At 45.1% G+C, this 23,286-nt stretch carries 21 protein-coding genes; 16 read left to right on the forward strand and 5 right to left on the reverse strand.

The features are described 5' to 3' along the window. Positions 1-39 precede the first annotated feature (39 nt). The 11 genes from LRM50_RS03830 to dnaE all read left to right on the forward strand — a co-directional run bounded on the left by LRM50_RS03830 (position 40) and on the right by dnaE (position 12,306). Entirely contained in the window at positions 40-639 is a 600-nt protein-coding gene (locus tag LRM50_RS03830) for a hypothetical protein (RefSeq protein ID WP_243809945.1), read from the forward strand. Positions 640-666: 27 nt separating this feature from the next. Continuing rightward, the gene (gene uvrB, locus LRM50_RS03835; protein ID WP_243809946.1) at positions 667-2,637 is read left to right on the forward strand and encodes an excinuclease ABC subunit UvrB; all 1,971 of its coding nucleotides are present in this window, start codon (positions 667-669) and stop codon (positions 2,635-2,637) included. 30 nt (positions 2,638-2,667) lie between these two features. After that, on the forward strand, positions 2,668-3,459 hold the full coding sequence (locus LRM50_RS03840; protein ID WP_243809947.1) for a hypothetical protein: 792 nt from the start codon (positions 2,668-2,670) through the stop codon (positions 3,457-3,459). Positions 3,460-3,524: 65 nt separating this feature from the next. Continuing rightward, on the forward strand, positions 3,525-3,812 hold the full coding sequence (gene gatC / locus LRM50_RS03845) for an Asp-tRNA(Asn)/Glu-tRNA(Gln) amidotransferase subunit GatC (RefSeq protein WP_129631181.1): 288 nt from the start codon (positions 3,525-3,527) through the stop codon (positions 3,810-3,812). Further along, on the forward strand, positions 3,812-5,182 hold the full coding sequence (gene gatA / locus LRM50_RS03850; RefSeq protein WP_243809948.1) for an Asp-tRNA(Asn)/Glu-tRNA(Gln) amidotransferase subunit GatA: 1,371 nt from the start codon (positions 3,812-3,814) through the stop codon (positions 5,180-5,182). The genes gatC and gatA overlap by 1 nt, the downstream gene beginning before the upstream one ends. Next, positions 5,182-5,601 (forward strand): hypothetical protein, encoded by a 420-nt coding sequence (locus LRM50_RS03855; RefSeq protein ID WP_243809949.1) that lies wholly within the window; start codon positions 5,182-5,184, stop codon positions 5,599-5,601. Before gatA ends, LRM50_RS03855 begins: the two co-directional genes overlap by 1 nt. Continuing rightward, positions 5,601-7,049 (forward strand): Asp-tRNA(Asn)/Glu-tRNA(Gln) amidotransferase subunit GatB, encoded by a 1,449-nt coding sequence (gene gatB / locus LRM50_RS03860; RefSeq protein WP_243809950.1) that lies wholly within the window; start codon positions 5,601-5,603, stop codon positions 7,047-7,049. Before LRM50_RS03855 ends, gatB begins: the two co-directional genes overlap by 1 nt. A gap of 35 nt (positions 7,050-7,084) precedes the next feature. Further along, on the forward strand, positions 7,085-7,978 hold the full coding sequence (locus tag LRM50_RS03865) for a UTP--glucose-1-phosphate uridylyltransferase (protein ID WP_243809951.1): 894 nt from the start codon (positions 7,085-7,087) through the stop codon (positions 7,976-7,978). Positions 7,979-7,993: 15 nt separating this feature from the next. Beyond that, the gene (locus LRM50_RS03870) at positions 7,994-8,281 is read left to right on the forward strand and encodes a hypothetical protein (protein WP_243809952.1); all 288 of its coding nucleotides are present in this window, start codon (positions 7,994-7,996) and stop codon (positions 8,279-8,281) included. Then, on the forward strand, positions 8,250-8,546 hold the full coding sequence (locus LRM50_RS04065) for a DUF5665 domain-containing protein (protein WP_129631163.1): 297 nt from the start codon (positions 8,250-8,252) through the stop codon (positions 8,544-8,546). The genes LRM50_RS03870 and LRM50_RS04065 overlap by 32 nt, the downstream gene beginning before the upstream one ends. A gap of 19 nt (positions 8,547-8,565) precedes the next feature. Further along, positions 8,566-12,306: a DNA polymerase III subunit alpha gene (gene dnaE, locus LRM50_RS03880; protein WP_243809953.1), complete on the forward strand. Its 3,741-nt coding sequence runs from the start codon at positions 8,566-8,568 to the stop codon at positions 12,304-12,306. An 89-nt stretch (positions 12,307-12,395) separates the two neighbouring features. On the opposite strand, the gene LRM50_RS03885 is transcribed toward dnaE, so the two are convergent. Both LRM50_RS03885 and LRM50_RS03890 read right to left on the reverse strand, forming a co-directional pair. Next, on the reverse strand, positions 12,396-12,599 hold the full coding sequence (locus LRM50_RS03885; RefSeq protein WP_243809954.1) for a hypothetical protein: 204 nt from the start codon (positions 12,597-12,599) through the stop codon (positions 12,396-12,398). Positions 12,600-12,780: 181 nt separating this feature from the next. Next, on the reverse strand, positions 12,781-13,341 hold the full coding sequence (locus tag LRM50_RS03890; protein WP_243809955.1) for a TrmH family RNA methyltransferase: 561 nt from the start codon (positions 13,339-13,341) through the stop codon (positions 12,781-12,783). A gap of 51 nt (positions 13,342-13,392) precedes the next feature. Here LRM50_RS03890 and LRM50_RS03895 point away from each other — a divergent pair, with 51 nt between their 5' ends. Together LRM50_RS03895 and LRM50_RS03900 are read left to right on the forward strand one after the other, a co-directional pair. Then, entirely contained in the window at positions 13,393-15,015 is a 1,623-nt protein-coding gene (locus LRM50_RS03895; RefSeq protein ID WP_243809956.1) for a GspE/PulE family protein, read from the forward strand. Positions 15,016-15,052: 37 nt separating this feature from the next. Next, entirely contained in the window at positions 15,053-16,594 is a 1,542-nt protein-coding gene (locus LRM50_RS03900; protein ID WP_243809957.1) for a hypothetical protein, read from the forward strand. Between the two features lie 2 nt (positions 16,595-16,596). On the opposite strand, the gene LRM50_RS03905 is transcribed toward LRM50_RS03900, so the two are convergent. Then, complete coding sequence (locus LRM50_RS03905; protein WP_243809958.1) at positions 16,597-17,730, reverse strand: NAD(P)-dependent malic enzyme; 1,134 nt, start codon at positions 17,728-17,730, stop codon at positions 16,597-16,599. A gap of 163 nt (positions 17,731-17,893) precedes the next feature. On the opposite strand from LRM50_RS03905, the gene rplS reads away from it, so the two are divergent. From rplS to rnhB, 3 genes are all read left to right on the forward strand, one after another. Continuing rightward, entirely contained in the window at positions 17,894-18,415 is a 522-nt protein-coding gene (gene rplS / locus LRM50_RS04090; protein WP_445083106.1) for a 50S ribosomal protein L19, read from the forward strand. Between the two features lie 68 nt (positions 18,416-18,483). Beyond that, positions 18,484-18,981 (forward strand): hypothetical protein, encoded by a 498-nt coding sequence (locus LRM50_RS03915; RefSeq protein WP_243809959.1) that lies wholly within the window; start codon positions 18,484-18,486, stop codon positions 18,979-18,981. Then, entirely contained in the window at positions 18,965-19,954 is a 990-nt protein-coding gene (rnhB, locus tag LRM50_RS03920) for a ribonuclease HII (RefSeq protein ID WP_243809960.1), read from the forward strand. Before LRM50_RS03915 ends, rnhB begins: the two co-directional genes overlap by 17 nt. Positions 19,955-20,083: 129 nt before the next feature. Here rnhB and LRM50_RS03925 read toward each other — a convergent pair whose 3' ends face one another. Together LRM50_RS03925 and LRM50_RS03930 are read right to left on the reverse strand one after the other, a co-directional pair. Beyond that, positions 20,084-20,482: a hypothetical protein gene (locus LRM50_RS03925; RefSeq protein WP_243809961.1), complete on the reverse strand. Its 399-nt coding sequence runs from the start codon at positions 20,480-20,482 to the stop codon at positions 20,084-20,086. Between the two features lie 272 nt (positions 20,483-20,754). Further along, entirely contained in the window at positions 20,755-23,268 is a 2,514-nt protein-coding gene (locus tag LRM50_RS03930) for a M1 family metallopeptidase (RefSeq protein WP_243809962.1), read from the reverse strand. Positions 23,269-23,286: the final 18 nt, after the last annotated feature.

Here is a 23,286-nt window from a genome sequence, read left to right on the forward strand (position 1 = left end):
CATCATATACAATCAAAACACAATCTAAATGGAGGTTTTATGGAAAATAAATCAACAACAAACAAGTGGCTGATCGTTGTGGTGGTTATTATGGGCATAATCATTGTTGCTATGGCGACATGGATAATTGCTGGTGCTATGCATAAAAATAGTGACTCTAACTCTTCGGCAAAAACCAGCCAGACAAAGAAGGATTCATCTGACTCAATAGAAAAAGCGCGTGGTGAAGGCGAGGAGCCATCAAATGAGACAAAGAAAGAATATAAAGATTTCCGAACCAAAGGCGACGGTACGGGCATTCGTTTAACTTCAGCAAGTGATGTTGATAAATTGGATATTGACGCGTCATTGAAGCAATTCTTGAAATCTAAAGTCGGTCAGCCAATCCCAGAACGTGAAGGTTCTGTATATGAGCCAATTATCGACCGAGCATACGGAAAATACGCAGCGGTTTACGGTTTAACAAACGCTTATACTATTATCGGACCAAAGAACGGTACTGGTGAAATTGCAATTGTTGCAGGCACGCAACAGGGCGGAATGCCGTGCTCGGATTTAAAGAAGGCATCTGTGCCGAGTCGTCTAGTTGACGGCAAATGTGAAGTTTCTGGCTCATCTCAAACTTATAGCCAAGACTAGTTTTCATAAATATAGTAAAATAGAGGGGTGAATAAATTTCGCCTCTCTTCTTCATATCAGCCCACTGGCGACCAGCCGCGAGCAATTGCTCAATTAGTCGATGGTTTGGAAAAAGGTCAGCGCGAGCAAACTTTGCTGGGTGTGACTGGTTCAGGGAAGACGTTTACGATGGCGAATATTATTGCCAGGCGCAATGTGCCGACGCTGGTTTTGGCTCACAATAAGACTTTGGCGGCGCAACTTTTTTCTGAGTTTAAGGAATTTTTTCCGGACAATGAAGTCCATTATTTTGTTAGCTATTTCGACTACTACCAGCCGGAGGCGTACATCGCTTCAAGCGACACTTACATTGAAAAAGACTCAAAGATTAATGACGAAATTGATCGGCTTAGACACGCAGCAACTTCTGCGTTGCTTACACGTCGCGACGTAATTATCGTAGCGAGTGTGAGCTGTATTTACGGCATTGGTTCGCCAGAAACTTACACTGATATGGCTATTAAATTGACCGTTGGTGAGCGTCGAGTTCAGGACAAGTTTATCCGCCTATTGACTGACATTCAGTATAAGCGCAATGACATCGATTTTGCGCGCGGAACTTTTCGGGTGCGCGGCGATGTTGTGGATATTTTCCCAGCAGGTCAAGACACTGCGGTTCGCGTGGAATTCTTTGGTGATGAAATTGAGCGGCTGACGAAGATTGACCCTTTGACTGGCGAGATTTTGGATCGGCCAGACCAATTGACAATTTTCCCGTCCAGCCACTATTCGACGCCACGTGAGCGAATTGAAAAGGCAATTGTTGGGATTGAGAATGAATTTAATCAACGGCTGAAATGGTTTGAAGATAATGGCAAGTTTTTAGAGGCGCAAAGGCTGAGTCAGCGCACCAAATATGATTTGGAGATGTTGAAGGAAACTGGTTTTGTGAAGGGAATTGAGAACTATTCGCGCTATTTGACCGACCGAGAACCTGGCGAGCAGCCTGCGACTTTGATTGATTATTTTCCGGACGATTGGTTGCTTTTGGTTGACGAATCGCACATGACATTGCCGCAAGTTCGGGGAATGTACAACGGCGATCGCGCCCGTAAGGAAGTTTTGGTTGAGCATGGCTTTCGTCTTCCGAGCGCGCTGGATAATCGCCCGCTTCGATTTGACGAGTTCAATCAGCATATTCATCAGGCAATTTACGTTTCTGCTACGCCAGGAGATTATGAGCTTTCTCATTCGCCAAAGCCAGCTGAGCAGCTTATTCGACCGACTGGGCTGCTTGATCCGCCGATTGAAGTTCGACCAACCGACGGGCAAGTCGATGATTTGATGGAGGAAATTCGCCAGACGATTGCGAAAGGTCATCGCGTATTGGTGACGACACTAACCAAGCGAATGGCGGAGGACTTGAGTGCCTATTTGACGGAAAACGGCGTGAAGACGGCATATTTGCATAGCGAAATTGATACGCTGGAGCGTGGCGATATTCTGAAAGATTTGCGACTTGGGACGTATGATGTGCTGGTTGGGATTAATCTATTGCGCGAAGGTCTGGATCTTCCAGAAGTCAGTTTGGTGGCAATTATGGACGCTGATAAGGAAGGTTTCTTACGTAGTGAACAGGCGCTAATTCAGACGATTGGACGGGCGGCGCGGCACGTTGATGGGCGAGTTATTATGTACGGCGACAATGTTACGGATAGCATGCGTCGAGCAATTGACGAAACGAATCGACGTCGAGCGATCCAGCAAAAATATAACGAAGAGCATAATATTACGCCGCAAACTATTCAGAAGAAAATCGACGATGGTTTGCGATCGATTATTCCGCAAAAAGAATCTGATAAAAAGCCAAAGCTCAACCTGAAGAAAATTCCAAAAGACGAATATCCAGCTTTGATTAAAGATCTGACGGCGCAGATGGAGCTACATAGTGCTAATTTGGAGTTTGAAAAAGCGGCAGAGCTGCGTGATTTAATTGCAGAAATTCGTCATACGATGTAGAATAAAAATATTATTAGATTAGGAGGGATTATGGCAACAAAAGAACAACCACAGCCAACAAACGTCGCGCAACCAGAAATGCCGATGCAACCAAATGCTTATCAAGCATATCCACAATACGCATATGAAGACCCGAATAAGGGCAAGGCAAAGATGTTGACCTTGGAATACGCTTTGGCAATGGGTTCAGCGATTATTTCAATCATGTTGCTGATTGATATTATAACTAAGGTGTTTGGTTTGTGGACAAATTCAACATCAATGTTATTAAGAAGTGTTGGCGGATTTTTTGCCCCATCAATGGTAACTCAGGGAACGGGAATTATTGCGGCGTCAGTGTTTGCTGTGCTTTTGGCTGTATTGTCACTAGTTCTATTCTCACGCGTATCAAAAGCAGTTCCAGAGCGTGAAGGCTACACAAAGCGAACAGCTTACAAATTGGTAACTTACGGCGGTTTGGCTGTTTTGATTATTCCAGCTGTCGACTTAGTCGCTCGATTAGTAAGTATTTTGATCAACTCGTTGCTATTTATCGGCGTTGGTGACGGCGGCGAATTCTATAAGAGTTTGTACTTGGGTGAATTCTTGCCATACGCATTAGCTCTTGCAATTGTTGCTACTAGCGCTTACTTCATTTGCCAAATTGTCAAAGGACGCAACATGTCAAAGGCTTTGTCTTTGATGCTGATTGCGGCCTCTTCTGTTGTATTATTGACTGGCGCTATCACAATCGCTGTTAAGGCGCACGACACGGGCAGTTCAGTAAAGACTATTCCATCAGACTACAGTCGCTACAAGAACTACCAAGATTACTCGATGTAATAAAACTTGGAAAAATAAAGTCGCTCACTTTGATGGGCGGCTTTTTTTAGTGGTATAATATTGATATGATAACTATTTCTACCAGCGATATTCAGCACTTGGCGAGTTTGAGTAGTCTGGCATTGACTGATGACGAAACCGACGGACTGCGCCAAGATTTGGAAAATATAATTGGCTATATTGAGCAGTTGGGCGAGCTTGATGTGTCGGGTGTTGAGCCGACTTATCAAGTTACAGGATTGAGCAATGTTTGGCGCGAGGATGAAGTTCAGGCGGGGATTCCTGTTGAGAAATTGCTCGATTTGGCGCCAGAAAAACAGAATAACCAAGTGAAAGTTCCGCAGGTATTGTAATGAGTAAGATTAGTGATTTTATCGGCAAGAGCGCGGTCGAGAACGTAAAAAAAGCGTTGCGACGAGCGCGTGAAATTGAGGAGTATAATGCGCTGCTTAGCCTAACGGAAGAGCGTGCGCTGGAGCGTGCAGCCAAGGTTGATGCTGGCGAGATTTCTGGACGATTGGCGGGCGTGCCATTTGTTGTGAAGGATAATTTTTTGGCGTTTGGTGCGCCAACGACCGCCGCTTCAAAAATGCTAGAAAACTTTAATGCGCCACTACAGGCGACGGCTGTTGAAGAATTGGAAGCGGAAGGTGCGATTTGCATCGGTAAGGCGAATTTGGATGCTTTTGCGCACGGTGGTTCAACGGAAAACTCGGCATTTGGCCCAACGAAGAACGCTGCGGATGAAACGCGAGTTGCCGGTGGATCATCTGGTGGATCGGCAGTAGTTACGGCGCTCGACGTGGTTCCGTTTGCGCTTGGTACAGATACTGGCGGTTCGATTCGCCAGCCAGCCAGCTTTAACGGAGTGGTTGGAATTAAGCCGACTTACGGAGCGGTTAGTCGTTATGGCGTAGTGGCGATGGCATCAAGTACGGACACGATCGGTTGTTTTGCTACGAATGCTGAAGATACGGACTTGGTGATGGAAATTATGGCTGGACGCGATGATAAAGATATGACGACTTTGCCTGATTTTTGGAATAATCAGCCAGAATTTGCAAAGAAAAAAATAGGTCTAGTCAAGCAGTGTATGACTGATGACGTGGACGCGGAAGTCCACCAAAAAACGCTTGATTATGCGGAGAAATTGAAGCAGCTTGGCTACGAAATTGAAGAAGTAGATTTGAGTATGATGCAACATTCCCTGGCGATGTATTACATAATTGTGCCGGCGGAATTATCCTCGAATTTGGCGCGATATGACGGCGTGCGATATGGTCATCGAGCGGCGGAAGCAAAAACTTTGGCGGAACTTTATGGTCGCAGTCGAAATGAAGGTTTCATGACTGAAAATAAGCGACGAATTATGATAGGAAGTTTTGTATTGTCAAGCGGATTTTTCGATGCTTATTATATGCAGGCCCAAAAAGCCAGGACGTTGTTGATTGACGAATTTAAGAAGTTATTTACTGAATATGACGCGCTATTGATGCCGGTTGCGCCGACTCCTGCGTTTAAGATTGGGGAGAATGCTAGCGATCCGATAAAAATGTATTTGGCGGACATTATGACTGTGCCGGCAAGTTTGGCTGGACTTCCTGCAGTTTCAGCGCCGGCTGGAAATAGTGATGAAGGATTGCCAATTGGCGTGCAGCTTATTGGCGATTACAAGTCGGACAAGAACTTGCTGAAGCTAGTTTCGGAAGTGGAGAAGATTTGATGGACGGATTGATGGTTGCGATAGTTGTTGCGGCGTTGATTATCGGCGTCTTGCTGATGATTTTCATTCAATTGACTTCTCGTGGTCGCGGTCAAATTGACAAAGAAATGTATCAGAGGGTTTGGCGGCAAATTTTACGCAATGTCGAAACCAGAAAATCGGAAAGTATGCAGATGGCGATAATGAAGGCGGACAAGTTGTTGGACAAAGCTATGCGCGACTGTGGTGTGGCTGGCGAAACGATGGGCGAACGTATGAAATCTCGCAAGGGATATTGGAGCGATGAAAATGGGCTTTGGGCGGCGCATAAATTGCGTAATCAAATTGCCCACGAAACCAACGTAACGGTAACGGCGCAGAGTTTTCGTCGAGCTATGGCGAGTTTTGAACAGGCATTAAAAGATTTGGGAGCATTATAATGAGTGTATATGACGATTATGAAATGACAATTGGTATCGAATGCCACGTTCAGCTGGCGACGAAGACCAAGCTATTTAGCCCGGCCGATAATGACGCTCGTGACGCTGAGCCGAATACTAAGACGCATCAGATTGATTTTGGTTTGCCGGGGATGTTGCCAGTTTTGAACAAACACGCTGTTGAGTTGGCGGTTCGCGCTGGAAAAGCTTTGAATTCGCCGATTGCGCACGTTAGCCGATTCGATCGAAAGCATTATTTTTATCCAGATTTACCAAAGGGCTATCAGACTTCACAGATGTATAATCCGATTATTTTGGCTGGATATGTCGATGCGCCGCTGGAAGACGGCTCTTTGAAACGCGTGCGAATTGATCATGCTCACATGGAGGAAGATGCTGGTAAATTGACGCATCACGACGGCTATTCGTTGGTCGATCTTAACCGCGCTGGCACGCCGTTGATTGAGATTGTTTCTGAACCAGATATGCATTCAGCCGAGGAAGCCAAAGCTTACGTTTCGGAACTTCATAAATTGATGGTTTACGCGGGTGTGACTTATGGCAATTTGTATCACGGAAATATGCGATTTGACGTTAATATTTCGGTGGCGAAAAAGGACGCAACAGAGCTTGGGAAGCGCGCTGAAATTAAGAATCTCAATTCCTTCCGTAGTGTTGAAAGGGCTGCCGAGTACGAGTTTAAGCGCCAAGTTGATATTTTGGAGCGTGGCGAAGAAGTTGTTCAGGAAACCAGAGGTTGGAATGATGACAAGCAGATAACTATTTCTCAGAGGTCAAAGGAAGACGCACAGGATTATCGTTATATGCCAGACCCAGATATTCCGCCAGTCGTGTTGACTGACGAGGTGATTGCTGAAATTCAGTCCAAAGTGCCGATGCTTTCTGGTGAATATAGGGAAAAATGGAGCGCGCTAAACTTGGATAAATCTGTTATCAATTCGCTTTTGTCTAATCAGGATTACGCCCAGATTACATTGGAAGTTCAGGAAAAGTCGGGCGAGGCTTCCGCTAAGCGAGTCGCGCATTGGTTTGCGAGCGCATTGACGGCTTCTGACGAAAGTGGCGCGCAAACAGACAATGAATCTACGCGCGTGGCGGTTGACGATTTAATAGAATTGGCTGAAATGACAGAGAAGTCTGAAGTTTCCAGCACGAATGCGAAGGAGTTATTCAATGAGCTTCTGGCTGGCGCAAAAAATCCGCGCAAGCTTGCCGAAGAGAAGAATTTGTTGCAGGTTTCTGATGAATCGGCGATTGCTGCAATCGTTGACGAAGTTCTGAATGATCCAGCTTCGGCGGCGTCAATTGCAGATATCAAGGCTGGAAAAGATAAGGCTATTGGCTATTTGGTCGGGCAAGTCATGAAGAAGTCTAAGGGTCAAGCCAACCCAAGCCTTGCACAAAAACTGATTCGCGAAAGATTTTAGAATTGCTGAAAATAATAGGGAATAGGAGCTGAAATATGAGAAAACCAACTAAAGCTATCATCGCCGCTGCTGGTTTTGGTACGCGATTTTTGCCACAAACTAAAGCCATGCCAAAGGAAATGTTGCCGCTGATTGATAAGCCGATTATTCAATACGTTGTCGAGGAATTGGTTGAGGCTGGCATTAAAGATATCATTATTATCGGTAGTGCTAATAAACGGGCGATTGAAGATCATTTTGACGAGCCGAATGAAGAACTTTTGGCTAATTTGCGCGCTGGTGGTCCTAAAAAACAACCGTTCATTGACGCGGTGCAGAATTTAGCTGATATGGCGAACTTTATTTATATTCGCCAGAAGGGCCCGTACGGCAACGCAACGCCTTTGGCTTGCGCCTCTCATTTGATTCATCATGATGAGCCTGTGATTTACACATTTGCAGACGACTTTATTGCGGCTAGTCCAAGTCGTTTCAAGCAGATGATCGAGGCGTCAGAAAGCTTAGATGGAGCGGTTCTGTCATGTAAGAAAATCACCAATGACGCGGAGTTTGATCGTTATGGAGTCATCAATGGTCAAGGGGTAAAAGACGGCGTTATAAAAATGACGAATATTGTTGAAAAGCCGGGCAAGGAGAACGCGCCTTCTGATTTGGCGAGCGTCAGTAGCTATTTACTTCCGGGAGAAATTTTCGGCTATCTAGACAAAGCCAAGGAAGAATTTGACGGCAACGGCGAGTTTACAATTCAGCCAATTATGCAACAAATGATTGACGACGGATTTGATTTCTATGGCGTAGAGATTACGAACGGCACTTATTATGATACTGGCGACAAATTGGAATATCTAAAAACGGTGATCGACTTTGGGCTGCGTGATCCTAACTTTGGTGATAAATTGCGCGCTCATCTGACGGATCGTCTAAAATAATGTATAATAAATAGCATGAACGGATTGCTTATTATATTAGTGGTTTTGATGGTGATTTTTGTCATCATGATGATCGCTATGACAATTTCCATCATCAAATTAACGCGCCAAATTCGCCAAACTCAGCAGAACGTGGAGGCGATAAGCCAGAGAATTGCTAACTTAAATGGAATTGTAAGTACGGTTTCAATTGGCGTGGAGCTAGCCAAAAGCTTCGCTTCAAAAAGTGGATTTTTCTCGAAATTTTTCTCAAAGAAGAAGGTAAAAAAGAGTGAAAAAGTCAGCCAAAGAACAGCCAAATAAGTTGGCGAAGAAAATTGTTCGTGATAATGAAAACGACGCTCGTCGGGCGATTTTGGAGGATTTGTTCTTTGATTTTCATAAATCTCGCCACCAAGTTTACTGGGTGAATTTTGTTCGCGGAATTTTCTTTGGTTTGGGAAGCGCTTTGGGTGCGACGTTATTGATCGCGATATTGATTTGGATTTTGGGGCAATTTGCCGACATTTTCCCGCCGTTGGCTGATTTTATCAACCACTTAATTGAGACAATGCAACGTCGTCAATAGCGTGCTATAATTGTTATTAATGACTAAGGGGAAAAGCGAACAATTATCGTCGGCGGCTTTGAAGCCGTCTGATTTCGTGCATCTTCATAATCACACTTTTCACTCGGTGCTGGACGGATTGACTAAGATTCATGACTTGGTTGATAAGGTTAAGGAGCTCGGAATGGAGGCTGCCGCCGTAACCGATCACGGCACGATGAGCGGCATTCTGGACTATTACAAGACTGCCAAAAAAGCGGGAATTAAGCCGATTATCGGAATTGAAACTTACGTGGCGACTCGTTCGCGATTTGATCGCGATCCAGGTAAAGATAAGCAGCGTTTTCACTTGACTGTGCTGGCGATGAACAACACGGGTTTTCACAATCTGATGAAGTTGTCGACGCGCGCCAATCTGGAGGGAATGTATTATAAGCCGCGAATTGACCATGAACTTCTGGAGGAATTGAATGAGGGGTTGATTGTTCTGAGCGGTTGTGCGAGTGGTGAAATTGGCGTGGCGTTGAAAGAGGACGATTATGATCGCGCTCGTGAGATTGCCAAATGGTATAAGTCAATTTTTGGCGATCGCTATTATCTGGAGCTGCAGGACCACGGACACCCGAAGTCGAATACGCACTGGGATGTGCAGGCGAAGATCAACGAGGGCTTGATTAAGCTTTCAAAAGAGCTTGGTATTGAAATGGTGGTGACTTGTGATGGTCACTATTTGACGCACGAATATCAAGACGCGCACGAGATTCTGCTTTGCGTTGGGACGGGTTCGTATCTCAGTGATGAAAAGCGAATGAGCTTGAAGGATTTTGAGCTTCATTTGACAGATCCGCGCGATATTATTGATCACTGGGGCGAGGAATTTCCTGAAGTTATTCGCAACACGAAAAAAATAGCTGATCGCTGCGACGTTGAGATTGAGCTTGGGCGAATTCTTATTCCAAAATATCCATTGCCAGACGGCGAGAATGAACATTCGTATCTGCTTAGATTGACATATCAAGGTTTATTGCAGCGTTACAATGGAGCTTCGAAGGAGGAGGCTGAAAAGTTGGATCCTGACGAAATTATCCCGAAACTGTCTGATGAGGTTCGTGAGCGCGCTGAAATGGAGCTTGGCGTGATGGGGAATATGGGCTATGAAGGTTATTTCTTGATTGTCCAGGATTTTATCAACTGGGGAAAATCTCAAGGAATTGTTTTTGGTCCAGGGCGTGGTAGCGCGGCTGGTTCGATTGTTGCGTATGCGCTGAACATTACAGATCTTGATCCTCTAAAATATGGTTTGCTGTTTGAGAGATTCCTGAATCCTGATCGTATTTCTATGCCCGACATCGACGTCGATATTCAGGATACGCGCCGCGACGAAGTGATTGAATATTGTGCAAAAAAATACGGCGAAGATCACGTTAGTAATATTGCAACGTTCGGCAAGATGTTTGGTCGTATGGCAGTGCGTGATGTTGCTAGGGTTTTGGAAGTTCCGTACGCTGAGAGCGACCGCTTGGCGAAGTTAGTTCCGCCGCCAAACCAGGGGCGTCACATTCCGTTATCTGTGAGTATTAAAGAGGATGCGGACCTTCGGAATGAATATGAAAATAATCCGACTGCGAAGGAAGTTTTGGACTATGCAATTCAGCTGGAAGGGACGATTCGTAGCCACGGCGTTCATGCTTGTGGTGTGGTGATCGCGCCAGATACGTTGGCTAATTATATTCCGCTTGAAATGGCGCAAAAGGGCGTGGTGGCAACTCAGTTCCCGATGGGTGAGGTTGAAGAGTTGGGTCTATTGAAGATGGACTTTTTGGGACTTTCGAACCTTACGATTATCAATAACGCCATGAGGATTATCCGAAAAGCTTACAAGAAAGAAATTAATCTTTCGGAGTTGCCGCTTGATGATAAAAAGACCTATGAGCTGTTTCAGCGCGGCGACACGACTGGCGTATTCCAGTTGGAATCGGCGGGAATGAAGCGATATTTGCGCGGACTGAAGCCGACTACGTTTGAAGATATTATTGCTATGGTGGCTCTTTATCGTCCGGGTCCGATGCAGTTTATTGACAGCTTTATTAGGCGTAAACACGGCGAAGAAGAGATAACTTATTTGCATTCCGGAATGAAAAACTCGCTGAAAAATACTTACGGAATTTTGGTCTATCAGGAGCAGTTTATGCAGATTTCTAAGGAATGGTGTGGATTTACTGGCGGTCAGGCTGACACATTGCGTAAGGCTGTTGGTAAGAAGAAAATTGACTTGATGAAAAAGGTCAAGCCTGAATTCGTCGAGGGTGCGGTTAAAGTTGGTGGCGCAACTAAGGAGATTGCGGAAACTTTCTGGACTCAGCTGGAAGAATTCGCTAACTATTGTTTCAATAAGTCGCACGCCGCTTGTTATGGTTTGATTGCTTATTGGACGGCTTATTTGAAGGCGCATTATCCTGACGCGTTTATGGCGGCGCTTATGACTAGCGACCATGACGACACTGATCGTTTGGCAATTGAAATCACCGAATGTAAGCACATGGGAATTAGCGTGTTGAGTCCTGACGTAAACGAATCGTTCGTTGAGTTTGCTGTGGTACCGAATGAGAATAAGATTCGTTTTGGAATGTCTGCGGTGAAGGGCGTTGGTGTTGGCGCGGTCGAGGAAGTTCTGCGGGCGCGCGAAGATGGGCCGTTTACGTCGGTTGAGGATTTTGCTAGGCGCGTTTCAACCAGCAAATTCAACAGAAAAGCTTGGGAATCGCTTATTAAATCTGGTGCATTCGATGATATGGGCGATCGATCTGATTTGCTATTCAATCTGGATTCCATTACGTCATTTGCGTCCAAGCTCCAAAAAGAAGCCGCCAGTGGGCAGACCAATTTGTTTGGAATGTTGGGTGGCGATGATGCGGCGAGCGTCCAATCGACTCTTCATCTCCAGAAGGCTCCTGTGAAACACGACGATAAAGAGCGCTTGATGTGGGAGCGAGAATTGTTGGGGTTGTATATCTCGGCGCATCCGCTTGATAGATATGAAACGTATTTGAGCGAGCAAACTCAACCATTGACGCAATTAGTTCCTGAGTACGACAGTCGAATGATGACGGTTGGGGGAATTATTAGCACGGTTCGTACAATTGTCACAAAAAGCGGTTCGAAGATGGCGTTCGTGGGAATTGAGGACAAGTTTGGTGAGGGCGAGATAATCGTCTTTCCAAATCTGTATGAGAAAGTTGGCGCTAAGCTGGTTCAGGACGCAGTGATTCGAGTTTCTGGTAAAAATTCAGCTCGAGATCGTGACGGAAATTTGGGCAATGAAAGTAAACTAATTGCCGATGATATTATTGCGATTACGGATAACGATATCAATGGCTATGAGTCGACTGGCCGTAAAATGGAAGCGCCAAAAATTAGCTCTGCTGTAAAAAAAGAGCGCCGTGAAGCTTATCGTAATCAGAAAAATGGAACTTCTTCGAAGTCTGCCGTAAAGAATGACGTCGCCAAACCGCAGCCAAAAACTCATTCGGCGCCTGTTAATGTTGCGCCAGAAATTCCCGCCTCAAAGTTATTTGTGTATATTAAAGACCCGAATGACCATTCGCGGTTGGTGAAAATGAAGTCTGTTTGCGGCGAGAATGCTGGCACGACTGACGTGGTTTTGGTACTGGGCGAGAAAGAAAAATCAGCCATGCGCCTGCCGTTTAAGGTGGATGCTAATGATAACCTATTAAGCCAATTAAAAAACACCCTGGGTGAAGAGTGTGTAGTTCTAAAGTGATAGTTAGCCCGCTGACAGAGCCTCAGCCGGAGCTGATTGCTCTGGCGGGCTAACTATGTCAGCGGGACTTGTCCCGCTTTATCTTGCCGCTATGTTCGTTTGTACGTGCCAATGAGCACGTAGCGAACAGTGTGGCAGTCGCTGTAAAAACTGCCGCTGATATTGACCAGGGCAATATCGGTAGCAGAACTACCATATAGGCAGCGAACTCCAGCATAATTGCCGTCGCTGCTATCACAGCCAAGATTGATGGCACGACTCCCGACATCTTGTCGTGGGAGTACAGTGCCCATGTAGCCAGGTACATGACCGATATAGTCGTGATGATCATAGCAATGTCCATCATTGCATTTCTCCTTTTGTGCGGGTACTACTTTCTCTGGGGGATTCCAAAGAAAGTTCATATAAATATAACACATATGGTTAATAAAGTCAATAAGCAGACTTGAGGGATTTATTTATTCGTTATTGAGATCATCTCATCCTCGGGAAAATTAGTCCAAATAGCGCAATTCCTGTTGCGACCGACACGTTGAATGATTCTTTTTGGCCGAACATTGGGATTTCTACAGTGAAATCGCAGTTGTCCAAAAGTTCCGGTGTGATTCCGTAGACTTCTTCTCCAAGCAGCAGCGCAAATTTTTCAGGCGGCTGAAATTCTGATAACATCACGCTGTCTTTTGATTGCTCCAGCGCGATAATTGGCAAGTTTTCTGTTCGCTGATTCTCTTTAATCCAATCGTTAATATCTTCATAAAACTCAAATGGCACCAAACTTTCCGCACCTAAGGCTGTTTTATGAATTTGGCTGGTGATTTTCTCGCGAATATGCGGCAGGCGGGGATCTTCAGATCGAATTTCTCCATCGACAAGCGCGCAAGCAGGCGCCTTGCTACATAAACTCAATTCTGGATACGGCGTGTAACCACTGAGAATAATCTTCTTCACACCAAATCCTTCGGCTGTGCGAAAAATTGCCCCAACATTATGCGTCGAGCGAATATTGTGAACTAACAGAGTAATTTCTGGATTCATATTACTATTATATCACTCGTCAAACCGTAAGCTTTTTGGTATAATTTTCATATGGACGAAGATAAAATTCAGGCGCGACGCCGCGAGCAGGATGAGGAAGCGACTCGTCGTCGAGCGTCAATTTTAGGACTTCAATATCTTGATGGGCGGGAATTTGAAGATACTTTACCTTTGCTTAAGGATGTTTTAACGATAGAAGAGATGTATAAAGGCAGGTTGGTTCCGTTAGCCTTTAATGAGGAAGACCAGTCTTATCGATTTGGTGTTACGTCGCAAACTTCTGAATCGTTGATGAAGCGGATGCGAGATCAATATGTTGAAAATGGCAAGCGAATCTTCTTCTTCCTAATTTCTGGTTCGGCGTTTCGGTCAATCATGCTCAGGTTTGATCCGCCAAAAAAAGTGATTTACGACAATATTGAAATTGCCAAGGAAGGTGATAGCGATACTCTGGCGCAGGTTACGCAGACTTTGGCTTCTGTGGGCACGAATGACGTGTTTAACTATTTGATTGACCAAGCGGATTTGTTGGGTGCGTCGGATATTCACATTGAAAATCAGCGTGAGTCGATTCGAATTCGTATGCGTGTTGACGGAGCTTTGCACACGGTGGCGGAACTTAGCAGGGATAGATATCGAGTGATTATGGCGACTTTGGCGTCGCGCGCGAATATTTCTAACGCTTCCAGAGAGCCTCAGTCTGGGCATATGCAGCAGGAAATTCATAGAGATGGCGCGTCGCACGTGCTGAATTTGCGTGTGGAAGCCGTGATGACGGTGTATGGCTTGGACTTGGTGCTTCGATTGTTTAATTTTGACGAATCAATGTTGAACTTGGATCTCTTGAATATTTCAAAGAAAGAGCGCGAGCAAATCGATGAAGTCATTTCTCATCCGCGCGGGATGTTGTTGATGGTTGGTCCGACTGGTTCGGGAAAGTCCACAACGTTATATAGCATTCTTAATGCTCTTAATACGCCAGACCGAAAGATTATCACGCTGGAGGATCCTGTAGAAAATACGATTCCTGGGATTGCTCAGATTCCAATTGATACGACAAATGGACAGAGGTTTGCTGACGGTTTGCGCAGTGTTTTGCGTCTTGACCCAGACGTGGTGATGGTCGGTGAGATTCGCGATAATGAAACTGCGAAGACTGCGATTCAGGCTTCAATTACGGGACACTTGGTGCTGTCCAGCTTTCACGCCAATTCGACTGCGGCGGCGTTTAGTCGTATGATCGATATGATTGGGCAAAATCCGATTTTTAGCTCGGCGGTTCGGCTGGTGATTGCTCAGCGACTGGTGAGGAGATTGTGGGATGATAGCAAGGAAGAATATGAGCCAGATGAGGCGACTCGTAAGTGGGTAAAAGAGGTTTTGAAGGATTTGCCAGAGAATGTTGATTGCCCAGATTTGGATACGTTTAAGCTTTGGCGTGCGGTGCCAACGGACGACGTGCCGTTTGGCTATAAGGGGCGAATTCCAGTAATGGAGCAACTGGTCGTGAGCGAGAATATTCAGAAATTCTTGCGCGGCGATGTTGAGGATGTACATACAGAAGCGATTGAAAAGGCTGCAAAAGAAGATGGTATGGTGACGCTACTTCAGGCTGGCGTGTTGGCGGCTCTTCGTGGTGAAACGACATTAGAAGAAGTCAATAGAGTAATATAATTGACTTTATAGCCATAAACTGATAAGATATTAGTTTATGAGCGAAAGACAACGGGATGGTTATGTTGTTAAAGATAAACTATCTCATACAGAAGATCTGAATAAAAACTACATAAGTCAAATTATAGATTATGTAAAGCTTATTATTAAGCATGTACCGTTTCTTGTTGAAGGTGAGGAGTTGCGCGGTGAATATCAAGAATCTTATGGGAAGGTTCTTGGGTTGTTTCAGCAAATTGAGGAGGAGTATAACGGGCTTTCAGATTGCATAGAGATAGATTTTGATATAGAGGAAGTCCAAGAATCATTAACAAGTATATTTAATGGAGCATACGAGAAATTTATAAGGGAAAATCTTAGTGTAGTTTTTCCCGAAAAGCTGGCGGAAGTGAATATTCCAGAATTTTGCCAAGCTGAAGAGTATGCTATTCCCGACGTAAGACGATGGCAGCACGCTAATAAAATAATTAGTCCTGAACTTGCAGATCGTGAATATATGGACTTTATCGCAGAGGCAAGGGAGGCTGTGACTAAGAGCCTTACTAAGGATGAGGCTTTTGGTTTACCTGATGATTTTACAATTACTAGACCTGAATACATTCCAGGTAATGATGGCAAGATGGAGTTGAGTAGTTTACTGAAAGACTTTGAGCGTCGGAAACTTGAAGAGGTTGAAGATGAGGAATGCAATGGTATTAATCCTGAGGGTGATTTAAAATTTGCCAACAGAGTTCTTAAGTTTATAAAATCCATAAAATTGCCAAGCGAAGAGGAATTAGCCAAGCAGTATAAAGAAGCGACAATTAAGGAAAACAGTCCAGTGGTTCGTAGCCTTGCTGAATCTATGGCTAAAGAGCATCTGAGCGAGTCTTTAGACGACGCCCTGAAGGTGCTTTCGGAGAAATTGAATAGCTATGAAGTGGCACCTAAAATCGCCGCTGAATCTTTGAATAAGGCGAAGAAGAGAAAGAGGAAGAAGCAATCACGCCAGGATAATTGCGAGGTGAGTGGTCAGGATTTTCAGGCTACTGAGGTTAACTTAAAGGTTGGGGATTATATAGAACTTAGTCACGAAACATTTCCGTGGTTAGATGATGAAATGGCTAAGGTTTTATATATCGAGAGAAGCGGTAATGGTGTTGCGGTAGTAGTCGATACTCGTACTGAGGCAGCCAAGAGAATTGAACACAGAATGTCTGGCTATGAGACCAAGAAAAAGCAGAAGCGTATTTTGCCCATTCTTTATAATAAATTAAAATTAGCGGCAGAAATTGTTGCAACGTCAGATTCTGGATTACGTGATTCTTGGACGACCTTAAGGCATCGAGACAAAAAAGAGTATCCTTTTAATATCTTTAGCTGGAAAACCCAAACGCCTGACGCACCAAGAATGTATGTGTCGCACATCGCTGTGGATAAGGTGGATGATGAGTCCGTGAGAGAGATGCTAAAAGATAACGGTATAACTCATTTGTTAATGCTTTTGGGCGCTTGCGACAAAAATAACCAGGAAGAATTATTGCCAGTATTTACTGGGCGGACTAGGCGCATTGAGGCAGCTGACGGTGCTGGAGTTTAGTCCTATTTGATGACGCTTGAAACAGCTTCAACGACACCCTCATCAAACGCAGTTGGGACAACTTTATCGACGGTTGGATTTTCGACCAGGTTAGCTAGTGCTTTAGCAGCCGCCAATTTGTGCTGATCGGTGATTTTCTTAACTCCGTGATCTAATGCGCCGCGGAAAATTCCAGGGAAGGCTAGGGAGTTATTGACCTGATTTGGGAAGTCGCTACGACCTGTACCGATGATTGCGACGCCGGCTTGCTTGGCGACATCTGGCATAATCTCTGGAACGGGATTTGCTAGTGCGAATACGATTGGATCTTTCGCCATTTTTTGGACTAATTCTGGAGTGAGAAGTCCTGCGCGCGATACGCCGATGAATACGTCTGCGTCGGTGATGGCGTCTTCAATTGAGCCAGATTGCGATGCGTCGACGTATTCCAATAGTGCGGTTTTTTCAGCGTTCAAATCTGTGCGTGATTTTCCGACAATTCCTCGGCTATCCACCGCTACGATGTCTTTAGCTCCGTAAAGATTTAACAATTTGATGATTGCTGTGCCAGCTGCGCCCGCGCCGATGACTACGAATTTGCAATCCGCCAGGTTTCGTCCTGTCAATTTGGCGGCGTTAATTAAGCCCGCCAACACAACGACAGCCGTGCCGTGTTGGTCGTCGTGGAAGACTGGAATATCTAATTCTGCCTTCAATCGCTCTTCAATCTCAAAGCATTTTGGTGCGGCAATGTCTTCGAGGTTGATAGCCCCGAAACTTGGCGCAATAGCTTTAACTGTGGCAATGATTTCTTCTGGTTCGTGAACGTCTAATACAATTGGCACGGCGTCGACATCGGCAAAATGCTTAAATAGCAAAGCTTTTCCTTCCATGACTGGCATGGCGGCTTTTGGGCCCAAATTGCCCAGACCCAAAATCGCTGAGCCGTCTGAGATTACGGCGACTAAATTGTTTGTCCAAGTGTATTTTGGTAAATCGGCTGGATTTTCGGCAATTGCTTGACTGACTGCGCCGACGCCAGGGCTGTAATAAGCGCTAAGTTTGTCGCGATTAAGCTCCTCTTTATCTCTGAGGCTAGTCGTAATTTTACCTTTGTATTTTTCGTGTAGTTCGAGTGCTAATTTATTGTAATCCATAACTATATTATACTCCAATTTTATTTAATTGATATTTCTTCAGATTTGTGTTATTATCTTATGTAATTGTACGAGAGTTAAATATTCGAGCCTTGTTTGATGTGGAGCCGCAGAGGTACAACTGCGTGGCCAGTCGGAGCGAGTTCGGAAGATAGGAAAAATTATGAGTTTTGAGTTAATCAACAAAATCAACCAAGCACAAAAAAAGCAAGCAGTTGTCGATGCTCGCAGTGGTGACACAGTTCGCGTTTACCAGAAAATTAAGGAAGGCAACAAAGAGCGTATTCAGATGTTCGAGGGTGTTGTTATCCGCACCGACAATAAAAAATCACACACATCACGCATTACGGTTCGAAAGATCGCTTCAGGCGTTGGCGTTGAAAAGTCATTCTTGATACACAGTCCACTTATTGAGAAGATTGAGATTGTTCGTCGCGCTAAGGTTCGCCGCAAGTTCTTGAGCTTCCTTCGCCAGCGTAGCGGTAAGTCAGCTCGCTTGACGGCTAAGAATTTCGATCGTGCTGCTGTTAATGACATTCATGACGCTAAGGCAGAAGCGGAAGCTGAACGCTTGAAGGAAGAAGCTGCTCAGGCTGCTGCTGCAAAACAAGCTGAAAAAGATGCTGCTCAGGCTGAACTTGATGCTAAGGCTGCTGAAGTTGCAGCTCGCCATAAAGACGCGTAATTGTCTATTGGCTAATCGCTGAAACCGTCTCTTAATCTGAGGCGGTTTTCTCATGTTATAATCTCAATATGGCAATATTTCATTATATATCCGTCCTTGTTCCGACGACCTTAGCTGTGGCAACACCTTATGTTTTGAAAAGAAACGGCTTTGATAATGAGAAAAAATATCTCTGGGTACTTTACACAGCGTGTTTGTTGTTTTTCGTATCTTGGTATTTGCCATCGCCGTTAATTGACGGACAGGACACTAGTTTTACGACGCACTTTGTGGGCGGCGGTCTATTTACGGGGCTATTCTGGGCGTATTTGGTTTCGTCGATGAAATGGCGGGCGCATTGGCTGGTGGCGGCGTTTTCAGTATTTGCTTTAGTTTCGGCGCTGGGTTGTATTAATGAGTTGGCGGAATTATTTATGGTCAAGGCAGGTTTGGCGAGTATAAAATTGGACGACACAAATTGGGATATTTTGGCGAATACATTAGGCGCGGCAGCAGTTTGGATTGGCTGGATTATCGCGGATTTTATGACGAAAAAGGGAAGATTGTCAGGTGATTCTGGGGATTGATGAAGTCGGACGCGGCGCGTGGGCTGGACCGTTGGTGATTGGCGCGGTGGTTTTGGGCGGCGCTGAAATTGAAGGGCTTGATGATAGTAAAAAATTGACCAAAAAACGACGTAAATTGCTCGATGAGGAAATTCGCGAGCAAGCGTCGGCTTGGGCGTTGGGCTGGGTTCCTGCTGAGGAGCTGGATGAAATGGGGATGAGCGAGGCGCTTAAACTGGCGACGCGGCGTGCAGTCAAAGAAATTCAAGCGAAATGTCAGAAAAATGGCTCGACGTTTGATGAGATTATTATCGATGGGACGGTCAATTTCTTGGCGGGTACGCCGTTAGAAAAGTACGTAACAATTATAGCGAAAGCCGACGGTCTGATTCCGAGCGTTTCGGCGGCGTCGATTATTGCTAAAGTGGCTCGTGATAAATTTATGGCGGAGCAGGATAATATTTATCCGGGATATGATTTTTCTTCACACGTTGGTTATGGAGTGGCGAAGCACCGAGCGGCTATTGACAATCTGGGCGTAACTCCGCTGCATCGGCTGAGTTTTGCGCCGTTGGCTAAATATGCTGGCGTTGAGTCGAATTCGCAAAATGCGTCTGACGATAAAAAATATAAAAACCAGCAAAAAGACACAACGCGTCAAATTGGTGATAAAGGTGAGCAAGCGGCGGCGGATTGGTTGGCGGGCGATGGTCATGAGATTATAGAACGGAATTGGCGAACACGATATTGTGAAATTGATATTGTTAGCAGAAAAGACAATGTTTTATATTTTACAGAGGTTAAATATCGGAAAAATGATAATTTCGGCGATGGCTTGGCGGCAATTACAAATAAAAAACAGCATCAAATACGTTTTTCCGCAGAGATGTTCATGGCTAAAAATGCGCAATATGAAGGCTGCGATATGCAAATGCTGGCAATTTCTGTTGATGGAAATCCGCCCGTAGTTGAAGAGTGTGTAGTGTTGGAATAAATTGTTCGCTTTCGTCGTTTTCGACTCATCAGCATAGACACGCATCTATGGAGCGAACTGACAAGCAGGAGAATATGTGCGGCAGAGAGAACCGCCAAGAATTCTCGGCGGCTTGCCAGTCCGGCGGCGTTAGCCGCACGTGCCGGTGGGCATTTGTGTGGTTGGTGTGACACTCTGGATGTTCCAGAAGGTTGAGGCCCAGGGTACTCTGTACCCATAGGACTTGATGATGTAGGTCTCACCAACCTTGATACGGCCGTACAGGTCCGCGCTATCAAAGCGCGACCCCTGACTGCCGTAGTAGTCTTCCACTGTATACGTTTGGCCCGAAGTATAGACACGATACTCGTGTCCATCTCTTCCTTTCTGTACGGACTCCTTGCCGCACACAGTGACGATCTCCGTATGCTGGTTCCCTTGCGCCACCGAGGTGGCACAGGCGCGGAACCCAAAAGCAGCTCCGAAAACAATGATGAGAAGAATCACAAAGATCTTCCCTTCCGACATTTTCTTGTAGTTGTATCGCATTTTACCACTCTCTCCTCGCCCGGACGGAATTGTCCGTGTTTTATAAAAACACTGCCCTGGCGCCCGGATGGCGCTTGAGCAAGATGAGGTTTCACGACACTATTTTGCTTCCGCTAAAATAACGCCATAAAATCTCACCTTGCTTTATTCTCAACTGCTTGTCAAAGTACGCTTTTGGACAAAACATTTGTTCTGTCAACAAAAGCTAATTCATTTATACCACTAATAGAATAAAATGTCAATAGATTTTGTCAAAAATGTGGCATAATATATCACAGTGTTGTTTGCAAAGCAGAGAGCACGTCCGCCTTATCTCGCTCAATCAACTCGACGCGTGCTGATATTTCGGTAATTCCTAATTTTATCGTTCTGGCGAGGGCTGGAATGTCCATCATCGGCTCAAAGAATTGTCGGAAATCGTCAAGTTCATTAGGCGTTAGTAACGCCGTAGCTGCATAGCGAATGAAGTCATCATAGCTTTTATCTTCGCCAAACGTACCTTCGACCCACGCCCAGTTCTCCTTTAGCCAATTCCAAGCAATCTGGCGGCTTTCTCTGGTCCGAATTAAATACACGAACCAACGGCTGGCGTCTTGTGGGCGGATAATATTGGAATCTTTAATGTTGGCAAGGATTTTTTCTGCCGTTTCGGGGTTTTTGGTGGAAGTTAGTCCAATTGCAATATCATTCTGCAGGTCATTTGACGGCGTGTTTTTATATGTGGCAAAGAGATTTTCAATCATCTCTGGCGTCTCAAAATGCCTCACGTTTGCGCTGATAATTAAAGCTCGAATTTCTGTCGGCAAGTCTTCCAGTTTATTGTTGTCAAATCGAGTTTTCGCCTCATTCAAAACTTCTTTATCTTCGCTATACATCATTAATCCCAGAGCCGTGGTGCGTCGTTCGCGGTCGTCGTCTGATTCGCCAGCTTTTTCATCCCAACCTAATTCCTCGAATGTGGCGCGTGCAAATTCTCCAGAAATTTTCTTTAATGAATCTCGGGCAGTGTCATTGTCATCTACGAACTTCCGCAGCTCCGACAATGCACTGGCTGCCATGCCGAATACTTTTTCGTTGGTTTCGGTTTTTAGCGACAATGCTAATGGAAGTAGTGACGCCGAGTTTTCAAATCCAGCGCGGGCAAGTATTGTCGCGTCCTGTAAGATACAAATCTTATCCAGGGTCGGCAATTTCGTAATGTTTTTCAATAAATATTCGCGAGTGGATTCGTCATATTTGGCGACGAAGTGGGCGCTTAAGCCGCAGTTTAATTGCAATGGCTTTTCAATGGAAACGGTGACTTCTTTTTGATCCAAGATTTTTACGTCAAGCGGTTGGTTTGCGAATAATGGAATCGGCCATAACGCGTCGGATAGTTGGTGTTCGCCGATGAAGAATCGTTCCTGACTTAAAGTCGCCGCGTCGTGACTGTTTGAAACTGATACGACAGGAAGGCCGGGTTGGGAAATCCAAGTGTTCATTAGATTGACGATTGGCTGACCGCTCGCTGACTCCAATTCTTGCCATAAATCATTTCCGACGGTGTTTTTATACGCGAATTTTTCAAAATATGATTTAAGTCCAGCGCGAAACGCCTCTTCGCCGATAAGCTTCCTTACCATAACAAGCAGCCGTCCACCCTTGGCATAGACGATTGCTGGGTCGAACAAAGTGCTGATTTCGTCTGGATGATTGACGTCGGCTTGAACGGATTGAACGCCGTCCAAACTGTCGCGTCTGAGCGCGGCTGTTACTTCATTCGTGGCAAAATCTTCCCACATATGCCAATTCGGCTGGAGCGCGTCAATTGCTACATATTCCATCATATTGGCGAAGCTTTCGTTGAGCCACAAGTCGTTCCACCACTGCATGGTAACTAAATTGCCGAACCATTGATGGCTGAGCTCGTGTGCGATAACCGTGGCAATGAAACGCCTGGATGATTCTGGGGTCAATTCTGGGTCCGCAAGCAAACAGCTTTCGCGGTAAGTAATTAATCCCCAGTTTTCCATGGCACCAGAGGAGAAGTCGGGAAGAGCGACGTGGTCAGATTTTGGCAATGGATATTTGACGCCGAAATATTCATCATAAAAATCAATTGAACGAGTGGCGATATCTAACGCAAAATCTAATGTATTTTCATTCTGAGCTGGCGTTGCCCAGACGTTGACCTCAACGCCGGATTTGGTGTGAGCGGATTTTTTGTGCAATTCACCGATAACGAAAGCCAGAAGATAACTGCTCATCCGCGGTGTTTTTTCAAATGTCGTCGTGAGAGAATCGCCATTTTCTTTCTGGAATTTTACGGGCATATTTCCCAAAACTGTTATTCCTGTTCGGGTGACCAGTGTCAAATCGTATTCGGCTTTGGCAGCTGGTTCGTCAACGCAAGGGAAAACTTCGCGGGCGTGATGTGATTCAAATTGAGTTGCAAAAAGCTGTTTTTTAACGCCGTCGTGGGTGAAGTAGCAAGGATATAATCCGTGCATCGCGTCGGTGATGGTTCCGGAAAAATTGATGTGAATTGTGTGATTTCCGTTTTCAAGGTTCGGCTGGGATAATCTCAATTCATCAAACTCGCCGAATGAGACGTCGGCGGGCTGATTGTCGATTGTGGCTGATTGAATTATCAGACCTTTGGAATGTAGCGAAATTGATTCGCTGGTGGAATCGCCAGAAATGATAACTGTGCCAGAAAATTCTTTTTCCTCGGCGCGTGTTAAATCGAGAGTTAGGTTGTAATGATTTGGTGTGAATGTGTCAAGTAAGCGTGGAACTTTAGTCATAGTTTAATTATAATACAG

The organism is Candidatus Nanosynbacter sp. TM7-053, assembly GCF_022828375.1.
Taxonomy (GTDB): domain Bacteria; phylum Patescibacteriota; class Saccharimonadia; order Saccharimonadales; family Saccharimonadaceae; genus Nanosynbacter.